General features: G+C 55.9%; 15 protein-coding genes and 1 pseudogene. 9 read left to right on the top strand and 7 right to left on the bottom strand.

From position 1 onward, the window contains the following. Positions 1-560 (bottom strand): annotated as a pseudogene (locus FJU30_RS27245) (signal recognition particle-docking protein FtsY); the annotation flags it as partial. Between the two features lie 668 nt (positions 561-1,228). On the opposite strand from FJU30_RS27245, the gene rsmD reads away from it, so the two are divergent. Beyond that, positions 1,229-1,846, top strand: a complete 618-nt coding sequence (gene rsmD / locus FJU30_RS16235; RefSeq protein WP_150436024.1) for a 16S rRNA (guanine(966)-N(2))-methyltransferase — start codon at positions 1,229-1,231, stop codon at positions 1,844-1,846. Then, positions 1,836-2,108 carry a DUF1145 family protein gene (locus FJU30_RS16230; RefSeq protein ID WP_150436023.1) on the top strand — a complete coding sequence of 91 codons (273 nt, stop codon included), beginning with the start codon at positions 1,836-1,838 and terminating at the stop codon, positions 2,106-2,108. The genes rsmD and FJU30_RS16230 overlap by 11 nt, the downstream gene beginning before the upstream one ends. 105 nt (positions 2,109-2,213) lie before the next feature. Here FJU30_RS16230 and FJU30_RS16225 read toward each other — a convergent pair whose 3' ends face one another. Both FJU30_RS16225 and tusA read right to left on the bottom strand, forming a co-directional pair. After that, positions 2,214-2,534, bottom strand: coding sequence for a DUF1820 family protein (locus tag FJU30_RS16225; protein WP_150436022.1), 321 nt, complete (start codon positions 2,532-2,534; stop codon positions 2,214-2,216). A gap of 89 nt (positions 2,535-2,623) precedes the next feature. Further along, complete coding sequence (gene tusA / locus FJU30_RS16220) at positions 2,624-2,872, bottom strand: sulfurtransferase TusA (RefSeq protein ID WP_150436021.1); 249 nt, start codon at positions 2,870-2,872, stop codon at positions 2,624-2,626. 209 nt (positions 2,873-3,081) lie between these two features. Between tusA and FJU30_RS16215 the strand changes: the two genes are divergently transcribed. After that, complete coding sequence (locus FJU30_RS16215) at positions 3,082-3,768, top strand: 7-cyano-7-deazaguanine/7-aminomethyl-7-deazaguanine transporter (RefSeq protein ID WP_150436020.1); 687 nt, start codon at positions 3,082-3,084, stop codon at positions 3,766-3,768. A gap of 90 nt (positions 3,769-3,858) precedes the next feature. After that, positions 3,859-4,419 carry a DcrB family lipoprotein gene (locus tag FJU30_RS16210; protein WP_150436019.1) on the top strand — a complete coding sequence of 187 codons (561 nt, stop codon included), beginning with the start codon at positions 3,859-3,861 and terminating at the stop codon, positions 4,417-4,419. Between the two features lie 57 nt (positions 4,420-4,476). Here the strand turns inward: FJU30_RS16210 and iolE are convergent, their stop codons facing one another. Further along, positions 4,477-5,373, bottom strand: coding sequence for a myo-inosose-2 dehydratase (gene iolE / locus FJU30_RS16205; RefSeq protein WP_150436018.1), 897 nt, complete (start codon positions 5,371-5,373; stop codon positions 4,477-4,479). Positions 5,374-6,041: 668 nt separating this feature from the next. Between iolE and FJU30_RS16200 the strand changes: the two genes are divergently transcribed. Both FJU30_RS16200 and FJU30_RS16195 read left to right on the top strand, forming a co-directional pair. After that, positions 6,042-7,961 carry a bifunctional 5-dehydro-2-deoxygluconokinase/5-dehydro-2-deoxyphosphogluconate aldolase gene (locus FJU30_RS16200; RefSeq protein WP_150436017.1) on the top strand — a complete coding sequence of 640 codons (1,920 nt, stop codon included), beginning with the start codon at positions 6,042-6,044 and terminating at the stop codon, positions 7,959-7,961. 416 nt (positions 7,962-8,377) lie between these two features. Continuing rightward, positions 8,378-9,214 (top strand): MurR/RpiR family transcriptional regulator, encoded by an 837-nt coding sequence (locus FJU30_RS16195; protein ID WP_150436016.1) that lies wholly within the window; start codon positions 8,378-8,380, stop codon positions 9,212-9,214. A gap of 80 nt (positions 9,215-9,294) precedes the next feature. Here FJU30_RS16195 and iolB read toward each other — a convergent pair whose 3' ends face one another. From iolB to FJU30_RS16180, 3 genes are all read right to left on the bottom strand, one after another. After that, positions 9,295-10,119: a 5-deoxy-glucuronate isomerase gene (gene iolB, locus FJU30_RS16190; protein ID WP_150436015.1), complete on the bottom strand. Its 825-nt coding sequence runs from the start codon at positions 10,117-10,119 to the stop codon at positions 9,295-9,297. 22 nt (positions 10,120-10,141) lie between these two features. After that, on the bottom strand, positions 10,142-11,644 hold the full coding sequence (locus tag FJU30_RS16185) for a CoA-acylating methylmalonate-semialdehyde dehydrogenase (protein WP_150436014.1): 1,503 nt from the start codon (positions 11,642-11,644) through the stop codon (positions 10,142-10,144). Between the two features lie 634 nt (positions 11,645-12,278). Next, positions 12,279-13,487, bottom strand: a complete 1,209-nt coding sequence (locus FJU30_RS16180) for an MFS transporter (protein WP_150436013.1) — start codon at positions 13,485-13,487, stop codon at positions 12,279-12,281. A 370-nt stretch (positions 13,488-13,857) separates the two neighbouring features. On the opposite strand from FJU30_RS16180, the gene FJU30_RS16175 reads away from it, so the two are divergent. From FJU30_RS16175 to FJU30_RS16165, 3 genes are all read left to right on the top strand, one after another. Further along, on the top strand, positions 13,858-14,919 hold the full coding sequence (locus FJU30_RS16175) for an AI-2E family transporter (RefSeq protein WP_150436012.1): 1,062 nt from the start codon (positions 13,858-13,860) through the stop codon (positions 14,917-14,919). Positions 14,920-14,994: 75 nt separating this feature from the next. Then, positions 14,995-16,020, top strand: a complete 1,026-nt coding sequence (gene yhjD / locus FJU30_RS16170) for an inner membrane protein YhjD (protein ID WP_150436011.1) — start codon at positions 14,995-14,997, stop codon at positions 16,018-16,020. A 26-nt stretch (positions 16,021-16,046) separates the two neighbouring features. Beyond that, positions 16,047-16,253 carry a 2-hydroxymuconate tautomerase family protein gene (locus FJU30_RS16165; protein ID WP_150436010.1) on the top strand — a complete coding sequence of 69 codons (207 nt, stop codon included), beginning with the start codon at positions 16,047-16,049 and terminating at the stop codon, positions 16,251-16,253. The last annotated feature ends 203 nt before the right edge of the window (positions 16,254-16,456 follow it).

The raw sequence follows: 16,456 nt of genomic DNA, 5'->3' as shown, positions 1-16,456 counted from the left end.
GCTTCGGCTTCGGCTTCGGCTTCGGCTTCGGCTTCGGCTTCGGCTTCGGCTTCGGCTTCGGCTTCGGCTTCGGCTTCGGCTTCGGCTTCGGCTTCGGCTTCGGCTTCGGCTTCGGCTTCGGCTTCGGCTTCGGCTTCGGCTTCGGAAAACGCTGCCACGCTATCTTGTTCAGATTCAATACGTTCTTCAACTACCTCCGCCACGACTTCTGTGACAGAGTGTGTCGACCCATGCGGCGCGGGCGTCGGCTCGTCGGCCGTTTCCGCGCCGGCACCGTTCGCGTCAGCGTCTGGCGCGCTCGGCTCCGGCCTCACGCCGTCGGCTTCAACGGACGTGTGATCCGGACGCGGCGAGCTGGCGGGCTGCGGCTCCGCTTCGTTGCGGGTCTCTTGCCCGGTAGACTCTGCGGATGACGACGGCGAGCCTGCGGCTTCCGGCGTCGCGTCGGACGGGGTCTCTACGGTTGCGTCTTCAACCGTTTGCGGTTGTTGCTGTTCTTCTTCCTGCTGACGTCCCAGACCCAGCCAGGAAAAAAAACCGCGCTTTTTCTCTTTTGCCATATTGCGATTGCGCTCCTCGCCGTTAATCGGGCGAACGAATAATAAATGTCCCCTTCATCTTCAGGCCGCAGACGCGCCGGCTTCACTCATCAGGCCGCTCAGATATCCCGATGCCCGGTGGTTCATCTCGCACAGCGCTTTCCTGCCGCTAAAGTCTGTTGGGTTATACTCGTCATACATCAAGTTGCAGATACGCGGGTCGCCCCGTTTAGCCAAAGACTTATCGGTGTAAGCGCATCGGGATGGCGAAGCCTCATCGTTAAGCTCCCCCCGGTCCGGCGCTCGCGCCGTTCAAATCGGTTACAGGCCGATTTGTCATTCCCTTGCCGCGTGACGAGACTCGCAAACGAGCCTCGCCCGTAAAAAGGCCAACGCGCGGCGTTGTCAGAACGGTAACGTTTTGTCCCGCAACTCGAATTATTTAGAGTATATAGCGTTAATAAACGGATAAGTTTAACACTTTCCGGCGGGCAGCAATACGCGGCGAATGAGATGAAATCCGGCGGCGCGACGATAAATCGTCGCGCTCGCGCCGGCCGGACAGAGGTCTGCTGATGAACAACAACGTATTAACGTTCCCTCTACACCCATCCACCGGTAGAATAGCGCATCACTTTTTCGGCCCGCATCGTCTCGCGCTGCGGCGCAACAATAACATGACCTGAATTATGGCTAAAAAAAACGCATCGGCCGCCGGCCAGGTACGCATCATCGGCGGCCAGTGGCGCGGCCGAAAACTACCGGTGCCGGACAGCCCCGGACTGCGCCCGACCACCGATCGGATACGGGAAACCCTGTTTAACTGGCTGGCGCCGGTTATTGCGCAGTCTCGCTGTCTGGACTGTTTCGCCGGCAGCGGCGCGTTGGGGCTGGAGGCGCTGTCGCGCTATGCCGCCCACGCCACGCTGCTGGAGATGGAGCGCGGCATTGCGCGCAAGCTGACGGAAAACCTGCAGTTGCTAAAAACCGACCAGGCGCAGGTGGTCAATGCCAATACGCTGCACTGGCTGGAGCAGGCCGGTCAGCCGTTTGATATTGTGTTTGTCGATCCGCCGTTTCGCCGGGGTTTGCTGGACAATACGCTGCGCCTGCTCGAACAGAATAACTGGCTGGCGCCAGACGCCTGGATTTATGTCGAGAGCGAAGCGGAAAACCAGGCGCTGACGGTGCCGGACAGCTGGCTGCTGCACCGGGAAAAGGTGGCCGGTCAGGCGGCCTGCCGCCTGTACATTCGCCAGATGCCGGATACTTCTGCCGATGAAAAGGAGTCGCGCAATGTGGATTAATCTTGGCCGATTATTGATGCTGGGCGTATGGTCGTTTCTGCTGCTTAATCTGGTGCAGCCGTTTCCCCGACCGCTGAATATTTTTCTGGTGGTGGCGATGGTCTTTATGATCCTGATGCACGGATTACAGCTGATGTTGCTCAAATCCACGCTAGCGAAAAACGGTCCGTCGCTGGGGCGCGCGGCGCAGGCGCGCATTTTCATCTTTGGCGTTTTTGAACTGCTGGCCTGGCAGAAAAAACTGCAGTCGCCCAAATCCTGAGCAAACCGGGTGCGGCAAAGCGGCGGACGGGAAGCCGTCTCCCTCCCGGTCCGCCGCCGCCCGGCAATACGCACCGGCGCCCGAACACGGCGCCGAATCTTTTACTTACGGTTTTTTACCCGGCAGCCACGGGAAACTCATCACATTGTCCCCCAGCTCTGAAATCCGGGCGCTGCCCTTCTCGCTAACCGCATCGATGCGGATCACCGCCTGCAGCGGAATAAAACTGCGGTTTACCCCGCTAAATTCAGTTTTCAGCTTCTCAGCGGAAGGATCAACCAACAGCGTCGACTGGCTATCAAAGACAAAATCAGCGATCTCAATAAAGCCGAACAGATTGCTTTGCACCAGTTCGCGCACATAGAGCTGATAATTCTTACCGTTATTCATAAACTGAATGCGGTAGAGTGGTTGTTCGGGGTTCATTAAACAACGATCTCCTTTGATATCTATCCGTCATCTTATGGGCCGCAGCGCTATTGACGTCTCTGCCGCCGGTTATTTAGCGCAACCCCTTACAGGCCACCCTTGCGCAACAAATAGCGATACGGCGGCTGCTCCGTTTCCTGCGCCAGCAACTCATGCTCCATAAAGCGGCAGAAGCCGGGGACATCACGGGTAGTGGCCGGATCGTCGGCAATCACCAGCAGCGTTTCACCCGCCGCCATCTGGCGCACCGTCTTACGAATCATCATTACCGGCTCAGGACAGCGCAGGCCCTGAGCATCCAGCGTTTTATTCGGGTGAGCGAAAGGATCGGTCATCAACACACTCTTAGTTTGCTTAAAAGAAGTCAAAAAAACCGCACTAGTTTACGCTGCGGATTTTTCGGCGCAAGCAACGCCAACGTTTGCGCTAATATTAACCATTGCATTAGCGCAGCAAATGCGTACTATGTCGCCGCGTTGCGTAATACGCAATGCGGACATGTTGTTTTGGGTTCCCTCACCCCAGTAACCAAAAAGGTCACATTATGTATCATTTTACCACTCAGCAACGGCTGAGAGCGCTGCTTTGGCTGGCGCTGTTTCACATTCTGATTATTACTTCCAGTAACTATCTGGTGCAGCTTCCGGTGTCGATTTTCGGCTTTCATACCACCTGGGGCGCCTTTACTTTCCCGTTTATTTTTCTGGCCACCGATCTGACGGTCAGGATCTTTGGCGCCCCGCTGGCGCGTCGTATCATCTTCACCGTAATGCTGCCGGCGCTGATCGCTTCATACCTGATTTCCGCCCTGTTTTACCAGGCGCAGTGGCAGGGCTGGTACGCGCTAGGCCAGGTCAATATCGTGGTGGCGCGCATTGCCTGCGCCAGCTTCATGGCCTACGCCCTGGGCCAGATTCTGGATGTGCACGTGTTTAACCGACTGCGTCAGCGCAATGCCTGGTGGATCGCCCCAACGGTTTCGACCATCTTTGGCAACCTCAGCGATACGCTGGCATTTTTCTTTATCGCATTTTATAACAGCACCGACCCGTTCATGGCCGCGAACTGGGTAGAGATTGCGCTGGTCGACTATAGTTTTAAACTATTTATTAGCCTTGCATTCTTCTTGCCTGCGTATGGAATTCTGCTCAATATGTTGCTCAGGCAGCTTAGCCGTCAGGCGGAACCCGCGCTCGCCGCTTCGGCTGCTCAAAAAAGCCAGATAAACTGAGCCGGTGGGTTTGTAACAACATTAAGCTTGTTTTTGTCCGCAGGATACGATGCGATACGCTGGTTCAGCCACGTTATAAAAGGGAATCTCATGTCGAATTTAGTGAAATATTTTGGTGCAGCGCTGTTAGTGGCCACGCTGGCGGCCTGCGATAACAACGGCGGCGACAAAACCGCAACGCAGGGAACGGAAGCGGCGACGGCGGCAGCCAGTCAGCACATTTCATTGCTGGACGGTAAGATTGCGCTAGCCCTGCCCGCGGAGATGAGCGACCAGAGCGGTAAGCTGGGCACGCAGTCAAACAATATGCACGTCTACGCCAACGACAGCGGACAAAAAGCGCTGATTGTGATTTTGGGCGACGACACCGACCAGGAACTGACGGTGCTGGCGAAAAGGCTGGAAGATCAGCAGCGCACGCGTGACGCCAGCCTGCAGGTTATTACCAATAAAACGATCGAGGTTAACGGCCAAAAACTGCAGCAGCTGGACAGCATTATCACCAGCAGCGGGCAGCAGGCCTACTCCTCCGTGGTGCTGGGTAAAGTGGATAATCACCTGCTGACGTTGCAAATCACTCTGCCGGCGGATAACCAGCAGCAGGCGCAAACGGAAGCGGAATCCATCATCAGCACGCTAAAACTGCAGTAACCTTTCTTATCCCGTTGAGTGCGACGGACGAGAACATCCGTCGCACCGGACTCATCCTTAAATTCCTGCGGTTTCGCGGATATAGCGCCGTCCTTTCTGCGCATACTCCAGCGGATTCGCCAGCGCCGGATCCTGCTCGGCCTCTACGACCATCCATCCCTTATAGCCAGCGTCATCCAGCAGCTTAAAGACCAGACGGAAATCGATCGCCCCATCGCCCGGCACGGTAAAGGCGCCTTTTCTGACGCCATCCAGGAAACTCAGCCCCTTCGCTTTAACCTCGGCCACCACGTCATCGCGCACATCTTTCAGATGCACATGGTTGATACGCGGCAAGTATTTTTCCAGAATCGCCAGCATGGCCTCCTGGGAGCCTTCCGAGTAATAAGCGTGACCGGTGTCGAACAGCAACCAGACGTCGTCATTCACCATTTCCATGAAGCGGTCGATTTCAGCCGTGGTCTGAATCCCCGTTCCCATATGATGATGCAGGCAAACCTGCATCCCTTTTTCCGCCGCTATCCGCGCCAGTTGATTGTAGCCGTCGGCCACGAGCAGCCACTCTTCGTCCGAAAAGTGATGCTTCTCCTCAAACAGCGATTTAGTCGTGCCCTGAATGCTTTTGCTCTGCTCGGAGCAACCAATGACCTTCGCGCCCATGGCGTGGAGAAAATTCATATGATTGACAAATTCATCAATGGTTTTCTCTCTCTGCCCGTTGGCAAAGAACGTGCTGAACCAGGCATTGCAGATCTGAATACCGCGCAAGCCCAGATGATATTTTAGCGTCTGCACGTCACGCGGATATTTACTGCCGACTTCGCAACCGCTAAATCCCGCCAGCGCCATTTCGCTGACGCACTGTTGAAACGTATTTTCTTTCCCCAGATCGGGCATATCGTCGTTCGTCCAGCCGATAGGAGCTATTGCCAGCTTTATATTGTCCTTGTTCATTTTCGACCTCGTCATTTCAGAGATATACCCTTCATCATGCAGGCTGCCGGGAGTTGGTTCGCTTGCCGCCTCCCCGTCCCCTGAAAACTGTTGGGTACAAACATGGTCAGGGGATAAAGAAAAACGCCTTGCTCCCCGAGAGTAATCCGGCACTCATTTTCAATACCTGCGCGGGCATCCGCAGATACCAGACTGACGCCTGATTGTTCGCCGTATCCACATGCCGCGATATGAAATGTTATCGCGATTATAGACAAATATTTTTTCCACAAAATTAAATAACAGAAAAAAAATTTCACATTGCGAGGAAGATCAAATTCTTTCCGCGCACCCGCCAGTCGCGTTCCAAACCCGGCGGAGAGGAATCGTTCATCACGGGTTAAATCAAAAAAATTTATTTATTTTATTCAAAAACATAATCAGACAATGCGTCCGGCGAAGCGATACGGACCCAGCGCCATACTTCCTCCATCAGGCAAAAGCGCGCGCGGCGCACAGCGTGTTTGTTTTAAGCAGTTCACATTTTCGGCTATTTTTGGCTTTTAAATTTCACAATTGATTGAAAATGGAATTTTTATTCCTCATACTCTAAAAAACTTACGGTGACAATACACTTTGATTCCATCACGCCCCGCGCGGATAGGGTGCGATTAAAGAAGGAAACGGGTATGGCTACACGAGATAAACCGCTGGATGTGATATGCCTCGGTCGTATCGCAGTTGACCTTTACGGTCAGCAAATTGGTTCACGTCTTGAAGATATGGGCACCTTCGCCAAATATGTGGGCGGATCTTCCGGCAATGTCGCTTACGGCACCGCTATCCAGGGGTTGAAATCCGGCATGCTGGCGCGCGTTGGTGACGAACATATGGGCCGCTTTCTGCGGGAGGAACTGCAGCGGGCAGGAGTCGATACCCGTTGCCTGATCACGGACAAGGCGCGGTTGACCGGGCTGGTCATCCTCGGCATTAAAGATCAGGAAACCTTTCCGTTGATTTTCTACCGTGACAACTGCGCCGATATGGCCCTGACGCCGGATGATATACAGGAAGACTATATCGCCTCGGCGCGCGCGTTGGCGATTACCGGTACGCACTTGTCCCATCCCCGCACCCGCGCCGCCGTTTTGCAAGCGCTCGACTATGCGCATCGCCACGGCTTGCGCACCGCGCTGGATATTGATTACCGCCCGGTCCTTTGGGGGCTAACGTCACTGGGAGACGGTGAAACGCGTTTCATTGAATCCAGCCGGGTGACGCGGGAACTGCAGGAAGTACTGCATCATTTCAATCTGATCGTCGGTACCGAAGAAGAATTCCATATCGCCGGCGGCAGCACCGATACGCTGACCGCGCTGAAAAATGTGCGGCTGGCGACTCAGGCCACGCTGGTATGTAAGCGCGGAGCGCAGGGCTGTTCGGTGTTCGAAGAGGCGATCCCGCACAGCTGGGACAACGTCAAACTGCACTCCGGCGTACGAGTCGAGGTGCTCAACGTATTGGGAGCCGGCGATGCCTTTATGTCCGGTCTGCTGCGCGGTTACCTGAACAATGAAAGCTGGGAACAGGCTTGTCGCTATGCCAATGCCTGCGGCGCTCTGGTGGTATCGCGTCATGGTTGCGCACCGGCGATGCCGACCAAAACCGAGCTGGATGATTACCTCAGTCGGGATAACGAGGTGAACCGTCCCGATCGCGACGTCCGGCTCAACCATCTGCATCGGGTCACCAGCCGGAAACAGCGCTGGCCGGAACTGTGCGTATTCGCCTTCGATCACCGCAAACAACTGGTTGAAATGGCGCAAGACACCGGCGCCAGCGAAGCGCGCCTGCCTGAACTGAAAAATCTGCTGCTGCAGGCCGCGCGTCAGGCCGCGCAGAAAGCGGGTCTGCACGATAACAGCGGCATTCTGGCGGATGGCACCTACGGTCAATCGGCTCTGAACGCCATTACCGGTCAGGGGTGGTGGATTGGCCGGCCGATCGAACAACCGGGTTCGCGTCCGCTGCGGCTGGAGCACGGCAACATAGGCTCCCAGCTGATCGACTGGCCGCTGGAGCACGTGGTGAAATGCCTGGTATTTTATCATCCGTTCGATCAGATCGGGCTGCGTCAGCAGCAGGATGAACTGCTGCTGGACATATATCGCAGTTGCTGTAAGTCTGGTCATGAACTGCTGCTGGAAATTATTCTGCCTGAGAACCAGCCGGATAAAAGCGAGCATTTCTATCTGGAAACCCTGCAGCATCTCTATCAGCTCGGTATTCAGCCCGACTGGTGGAAGCTACCGCCGCTTTCCGCCAGCAGCTGGCAGCAGATTAGCGCGCTCATTGAAAAGCAAGATCCATGGTGTCGCGGTATTCTGATCCTCGGCCTCGACAGCCATGAAAGCAAACTGAAAGCCGGTTTTGAAGCTGCGGCCGGCGCCAAATGGGTGAAGGGATTCGCCGTTGGGCGCACCATTTTCGGCCAGCCGTCGCGTCTGTGGCTGCAGGGCGAGATTAATGATGCGGAGCTGATTAACCAGGTACAGCAAAATTATCTGCGTTTAATTGGTTACTGGCGCCAGTACCGGCCGGCGCAATAAAATCCGCAGCACGCCAGCTCTCGTTGCCTGTCCAGGATGATGGGTAACGATGGCTTTGCACTAATATCGTCTCCGCGCTTATTTCACCCTCATCTCATTCTCATCGGTAATTGACGGACAGCCGCCGCAGACGGAAACATCATGCTCACCGGATGGCCGGACGGGAACGGCACTGGCGGCCGGGGAGCAATAGCGAGCGCTTAAGGCAAGACCTGAAGATTAGAGCAATACCAGAAAGGTTAAGGATCAGGGAGGATTTTCATCCGAAGATGCATCTTCCAAGGCCACGCCACCGTTCTGTGAAGTGATTCATGTTGTACTAAAATAATTATTTCTTACAGAAATGAAACCTTCTGTTCATCTGATAGAATAGTTATATTGAAACGTTATTTCCTCTCAAGCCGTGAGTCTACAGAATGAATAATAACCCTACCCAGCTTTCGCTGCTGCAAGATGAGATTCGCAATCGTTATGAAACCTTAAGCAAGCGCCTGAAGCAGGTAGCGCGTTATATTCTCGACAACAGCAACAATATTGCTTTTGATACCGTTGCTTCTATTGCCGTACAGGCGGATGTTCCTCCTTCGACGTTAATTCGCTTTGCTAATGCTTTTGGCTTTAGCGGATTTAATGAAATGAAACAGGTTTTTCGTCAACACCTGATGGAAGAAACGGTTAACTATACTGAGAGAGCGCGTTTATTTCGTCAGACATCGACCGACGAGCATGTGACGCCGGAAAAACCGGCTGAAATATTAAATGTTTTTACCATGGTCAATGCGCAGGCCCTGCAGCAGCTGGCGGTACAGACTCATGCCGATCAGCTGGAAAAAGCCGTGGAATTACTGAATAACGCCGAGAATATCTATGTTATTGGATTACGGCGATCGTTTAGTGTGGCTTGTTATTTAACCTATGCATTACGCCATCTGGAACGTCGCGCCTTTTTAATCGACGGACTCGGCGGTATGTTCACCGAACAACTGGGTATGGTGAAACCGAAAGATGTGGTGATCGCCATCAGCTACTCGCCTTACTCGCAGGAAGCGCTGGCGCTGGTCGAATTTGGCGCCAAACAGGGCGCCCAGCAGATTGCGATTACCGACAGCCAGGTTAGCCCGCTGGCGGCATTCAGCGATATCTGCTTTGTCGTGCGCGAAGCGCAGGTGGATGGGTTTCGTTCTCAGGTCGCCTCCATGTGCCTGGCGCAAACGCTGGCGGTTTCTTTGGCGCTGAATAACGCCAGCAACTGACAGCAAAAAACGCCCGCAAAAAATACGCTGCGGGCGCCGACCAGAGCTACGTCCCCTGTATAACCTGATCACATTTCCTGTCACCGTTTATTCTTCGGATAGTCCGGACCGTTAATCCAGCCATGCTCCGCTTCCCAGGTAAATTTCCACTGCCTGACCGGCCCGGCCATCACGTTCAGGTAATAGCTGTCATAACCGGCCAGCGTGGCCACCGGATGATAACCGCGCGGTACCTTGACCACATCACGGTCGTACACCGCCATACACTGGTCCAGCGAGCGGTCGTCGGTATAAACCCGCTGCAGACAAAACCCCTGCGGCGGATCGATACGATGATAGTAAGTTTCCTCCAGATAGGTCTCATCCGGCGAATCTTCACGATCGTGCTTGTGACTGGGGTAAGAACTGGTGTTGCCTTCATCGGTATAAACCTCAACCACCAGCAGGCTGTCCGCCGGCTCGCTGTCCGGCAGGATATTATGCACCAGACGCTGGTTATGCCCTTTCCCCCGCCGTTCGGTGCCGATTTCCGCCGGCGTGATTAAACGCGTCGGCAGATCGCCACGGCCTGGCGCGCTGCATACCGCCAGCTCCAGATCGCTTTCCGCTTGTACCACAATGTCATTATGGCGCGGTATATAGACCGCATACGGCGGTATACGCTCAAACGGGCTCATCCGTTTGCCAATATGCGGATATTCCGCTTTGCTGGTCGAAACGGACGCCAGTCCGGCCACCAGCACCAGGCATATCTCCCGATCCGCACTCCGTAAGGGCAGGCGTTGACCAGACCGCAGCCGATAAACCTCGAAGCCGACATAGCGCCAGCCGGCGTTCTCCGGGGTAATCTGCTGAATTCGTCCCTGCTCGTCTGGCGTCTGATATTTCGACAGCAAAAGAGACATATATGTACTCCGATAATCAAGCTTAACCCAGCGTTGGCATACTGAATTCAGACAGGGTCTGCTGACCCGTCGGCCAGCGCGCCGTTGTTGTTTTCATACGGGTATAGAAGCGCACGCCGTCCGGTCCGTGTACATTAAGCGCGCCAAACACGGAGCGTTTCCAGCCGCCGAAACTGTGGAACGCCATCGGCACCGGTACCGGCACGTTAACGCCCACCATGCCGGTTTCTACCTCCTGCACAAACTGACGGGCATAATGACCGCTGCTGGTGAAGATAGCGCTTCCGTTGCCAAACTCATGTCCGTTGACGACGTTGATGGCGGTCTGATAATCCGGGACGCGCACCACGCCCAGCACCGGGCCGAAAATTTCTTCGCGATAAATCACCATATCCGGCGTCACGTTATCAAACAGCGTGCCGCCGACGTAATACCCGCCCTCATGTCCCGGCACCTGATAATTGCGGCCGTCAATAACCAGCGTCGCGCCTTCTTTTACGCCCTGATCAATGTAGCCCAGCACCTTTTTCTGATGCGCGGCGGAGATAACCGGGCCCATCTCATTTTCCTCACCGTCCACAATGCCCGGCCCGACTCGCAGCTCAGAGACCAGCGGTTTCAGTCTGGCGATCAGCTTATCGGCGGTATCATCGCCGACCACCACCACAATCGGCAACGCCATGCAGCGTTCGCCGGCTGAACCAAAAGCGCCGCCCATCACCGCATTCACGGTCGCGTCCAGCTCGGCATCCGGCATAATGATGGCGTGGTTCTTCGCCGCGCCAAACGCCTGCACCCGTTTGCCGTGAGCGCTGGCCGTTTTGTAAATGTGTTGCGCCACGCCGGACGATCCGACAAAGCTGACGCCCTGGATGCGCGGGTCGGTATATAACAGGCTGGCGAGATTGTTATCGCAATGCACAACGTTGAATACGCCGTCCGGCAGACCGGCCTCTTTCAGCAGTTCAGCCATCCGCACGGAAGCCGTGGGATCCAGAGCCGGCGGCTTTAAGATAAAGGTGTTGCCGCAAGCCAGCGCGATGGGAAACATCCACAGCGGCACCATTACCGGGAAGTTGAACGGCGTAATGCCCGCCACTACGCCGATCGGCTGCATCATGGAAAAACTGTCCACGCCGCTGCCTACGCTGGAAGAGTATTCGCCTTTCAGTAAATGCGGGATGCCGCAGGCGAATTCGATTACCTCTATTCCACGGGTCAGTTCGCCCTGCGCGTCGGAAAGCACTTTACCGTGTTCGCTGACGATCAGTTGCGCCAGCTCGTCACGATGTTTTTCCATCAGCGCTTTGAAATTGAAAAGGATTCTGGCGCGCCGCAGAGGCGGCGTCTGCGACCAGCCTTTAAACGCCTGATGAGCGATGTCAATCGCATGCAACACTTCATCGGCGGTGCTCTGCGTGACTTCGCGCCCGACTTTACCCGTCGCCGGATTATGAACAGGTACGGTCTGCTGACTGCTGCTCTGGCAGAGGTTTCCGCCGATAAAGTTACCTGTGATTTTCATTTCTCACCCCTTTTGATGGTTACATACATCACCGCGCCGCCGCTCGCCGTGCCGGCACCCGTCCGGGCAGGAATTCAGCCGGTGACTATGGGTGAACTCTATTTTAATGAAAAAAAAATTTCAAATAATTTTATTTAGGAATTTAATTTTTATGCTGGAGATCGCATTTTGTCGTAACATAAACCGTTCTTTTACACTCACGCGCGCCAGATCAGGCCCCTTAAGGCACGGCCTGAAAACCCTCTCCCCGGGTAAAATAAGGGATTAATCACAATTTACCCGGTGGTTTTATCTCCTCCTCGCCGCTTAACGCATCCGTCGGATGAGCATTTCATGATGAGATTTAATGAAATAAATATTTCTAAAAAACACAAAGAAACTGATCTTTTTTCATCCGGTCAAATCTAAAGAAAACAGAGGGTCTGATCGTCAGAAGCGGAGTGCTCTGTCTGGAGACGCCGGCGGCGTCAACGGAGAAAATGAAAGGTAAATTTCAAAACGCCGGAGCAGGCGCGCAAAACGGCCCGGCCAGACACGTCCCGGGGAAGGGCGAACGACGGGCCGGGCTGGCGGCATGGCGCGCAATCGGACACGGCCACCCCGCCATGCTCTGCGCGCCCCTGCGGCCTCAGGGCTAAACGTCGGCCGTCTGAACGGGCGGTCGCGTTTTCAGCCAGGTGGTCAGCAGCAGAGCGGCGAAGACCAGTACGGCGGCCCCCAGATAGATAGACTGGATGCCGGTCCAGGCCATGGCGATACCGGCCAGCGGCCCCACCAGCCCCAGCGAAATATCGAAAAACAGCGTATAGGTCGCCAGCGCGCTGCCCTGATTTTGGCCGGATACCACTTTAACCGCCACCACGCCCAGCGCCGGGAAAACCAGCGAAAAACCGGCGCCGGTCAACAGCGCGCCGGCTTTGGCCAACGCAGGCGAGGCTGCGCCCCAGACCAGCAGCAGGCCAACGATTTCAATAACAAAACAGAACGCCGCCACGTTCAGACCGCCGCGCCGGTTAATGCTGTTGGGAAACAGCAGGCGGGCGCCGACGAAGGCGCAACTGAACAACGTGAGCGAAAACGCCGCACCATCCCAATTCTTCTCAGCATAGAGCAGCGTGATAAAAGTGGAAATAACGCCAAAACCGGCGGAGGCAAACCCCAGCACCAGGCCGTATACCCAGACTTTGCCCAACACCTGGCGGAACGGTATACGTTGGCCTGGCGTTACCCTGACTGCCGGCCTCCCCAGCGCGAACAGTATCGCCACCAGCGCCACCAGCATCACCACGCCGGCCAGCAGCCAGAGCCCGCCCAGGTGATTAATCCACACGCCCAGCGGCGCCCCCACCGCCATCGCGCCGTAAGTCGCGACGCCGTTCCATGAGATCACCCGGCCGATATGCTGTGACCCGACAATACCGGCCCCCCACAGCGTCGCGCCCGTGCCGGCAAAGCTCTGCCCGGCGCCAAGAATGACCCGCCCCACGCACAACAGCGCCAGCGCCAGCAGCGGGTACGGTTCCGTCCACGCCGCCAGCGCATAAAACAGGCCGCTTAACAGGCAGCCCACCAGGCCAAACAAGACCACCTTTTTGGGTCCCTGCTCGTCGGCGTAATAGCCGGCGCGGGGGCGCGTTATCAGCGTGGCGAAATATTGCAGGCTGATCGCCAGGCCGGCCCAGAATGCGCTGTAGCCCATCTGGTCATGGATGTAGCCGGGCAGGACCGCCAGCGGCAGCCCAATGGTCAGGTAGCTGGCGAAGTTAAAGCTGACGATGGACACGATACGCAGGTTAAGGCGTAATGAACTCGGTTCGCTTTCCGAAACTGGTGAAACGGGCATGAAGGGATTAACTCACTTAACAGCGTTACAGGGATCGCCGCGATCGGGCAAGAGAATTTACGCCCGGTCGCCTCAGGGGCAGGAAGACGGCGGGCAACATCGCCGGAGCTTAGTAAGCGAAGAGTCGGGGAAAAAGCCGACGCGCCTGAACCTGAAAGATGAAGGGCATAATTCGAACGGTGCAGTATAAACAAGGCTGCTGAAAGATTCACCGTTAATCCTCGCCAAACCGCATTCTGATGATAAAGCAGTCTGACAAACGGCGCTTTGATAACGTTTTTGCATACTCATCTGAACAGGAAACACTCACCGGCCGCCGTCATAACCGGCTAAACTGCGCAATAACTCCTTCACCACTAAGCGGAACCCGATGGAAAGAAACAGCATTCATACCACGCTGACCCGACAAAGCGTGCGAATCGCCATTATGCTGGCTTCCGTTGTCATTATTCTGGCGGGGATTAAAGCGGCGGCCAGTATTGTCGTGCCTTTCTTACTGGCGATGTTCCTGGCCATCGTTCTCAACCCGGTGGTCAACGCGCTGATGCGCTTCCGTCTGCCGCGCGCCCTGGCGATTACGCTGATCATACTGGTGATCATCGCCGTCATCACTCTGCTATTCGGCGTGCTGGGCGCCTCGCTCAACGATTTCAGCCGCATGCTGCCGCAATTCCGCGGCCTGCTGTTCGATAAACTGCGCCTGCTGCAGGATCTCGCCGCCCGTTTCGATATCCATTTTTCCGCCGATACGCTGGCGCGCAATTTCGATCCCGGCGTATTGATGAATCTGGCGACGCAGCTGCTCAGCCATCTGTCCGGCGCCATGACCAACCTGTTTCTGCTGCTGATGACCGTGGTCTTTATGCTGTTCGAAGTACAACATATTCCCTACAAACTCAGAAACGCGCTGGCGGACCCCGATGCCGGCACCGTCAGTATTCAACAGGCGGTCAGAGGCATCACCCAATACCTGGCGATTAAAACCGCTATCAGTCTGCTGACCGGCATTGTGGTCTGGCTGATGCTGGCGGCGCTCGGCATTCGCTTCTCGCTGATGTGGGGCGTCTTTGCCTTTCTGCTCAATTACATTCCGAATATCGGCTCGGTCATCGCCGCCATTCTGCCCGTGATCCAGGCGCTGCTGTTTAATGGTTTTTACGACGGCATGCTGGTGGCCACCGGCTTTATCATTATCAATATGCTGCTGGGCAATATTCTCGAACCGCGCGTGATGGGCCGCGGGCTGGGGATCTCCACGCTGGTGGTATTTTTATCCTTGATTTTTTGGGGCTGGCTGTTGGGTACGGTCGGGATGCTGCTGTCGGTGCCGCTAACCAGCGTGGCGAAGATTTTGCTGGAGCTGACGCCGGTGGGCAGGCGGATTGCGGTTTTACTGGGCGACGGCGAGCCGACGCCCGGGCGGACGCATTAGTCGCGGTTTCAGATTGTCGGTTATAATCAATCAGTAAGCGTAAATCATTCACTATCCTGATTTCGGGGGACACTGATGCCAACACCGGCAGAACCGCGCCGACCGTCACAGTCCGGCGCCAACGGCGACCGCTCGCTGGTCGGCAAAGCCAATAAATCGCTCAGGCAGACCAAACGCCTGGTGGACCGAATTCGGGCCATCCCCAGCGTGGCGCATTTTATTCGCGCGGGCGAACGCTTTAACGACCGCATGGGCAACCAGTTCGGCGCCGCCATCACCTATTTTTCATTTCTGTCGCTCATTCCCATTTTAATGGTCTCTTTCGCCGCCGTGGGTTTTGTGCTGGCGTCAAACCCCGATCTGCTGACGGAGTTGATTAATAAAATCGTCAACAGCATCAGCGATCCCACGCTCGCCAATACGCTGAAAAGCACCGTCAACACGGCGATCCAGCAGCGCACCACCGTCGGCCTGACCGGCCTGCTCATCGCGCTGTATTCGGGGATCAGCTGGATGGGCAACCTGCGCGAAGCGATACGGGCGCAGTCGCGTGATGTCTGGGAGCGCAATCCGCGCGATGAAGAGAAAATCTATTTTAAATACACGCGGGATTTTATCTCGCTAACCGGGCTGGTGATCGCCCTGATTGTCACGCTATTTTTGACCTCTATCGCCGGCGCGGCGCAAAATGCCATTGTCCACGCGCTGGGGCTGGACGGGATTGAGTGGCTGCGCCCGGCGATGACCTCCATCGCGCTGACCATCTCCATACTCGCCAACTATCTGCTTTTTCTGTGGATTTTCTGGATCCTGCCGCGTCATAAGCCCAAAAAGAAGGCGCTGTTTCGCGGCACGCTGATCGCCGCGTTCGGCTTTGAGGCGATTAAATTCGCCATGACGGTCGCGCTCCCCCGGCTGGCCGGTTCGCCTTCCGGCGCCGCGTTTGGCTCCGTCATCGGCCTGATGGCGTTCTTCTACCTGTTCGCCCGGCTGACGCTATTTTGCGCCGCCTGGATTGCCACAGCAGATTATAAAGGCGATAGTTCCGGCGATGAAACGCCGGATGATAATGGGCGTCAGGAGAAACCACCGGCGGCCTGATTTCCTTACCCTGACAGGAGAACGATATGCCCTACGTGAATATTAAAATCACCCGCGAAGGCGCCACGGCGGAGCAGAAGAAGCTGTTGATTGCCGGCGTCACCCGGCTGCTGGCGGAGACATTGGGTAAAAACCCGGCCACCACCGTGGTGGTCATTGATGAAGTGGATACCGATAACTGGGGCATCGGCGGAGAGAGCGTCACGCATCTGCGCGCCGCGAAAAAAACCTGATGCGCGCCGAATAAGCCCGATAAAGGTTGCCGGCAACATCGCCGATGAGCCCGGGATGCCCGAGCCTGGCGCGCCGGGGACGATGACGGGGCGCATCCCTGCGCCCCGCTCTGCGGGCTAACGCCGGCATTGTTCAAACCTTCTCCGGCATATTTGTCGGCGGCTCGCGTCGCTGTGCTCTCTCGCCGCGCACGCCCGCTAAC

This window comes from Affinibrenneria salicis (assembly GCF_008710095.1).
The sequence above is the reverse complement of the archived record's forward strand: the minus strand, read 5'-3'. Positions and strand labels throughout refer to the sequence as shown.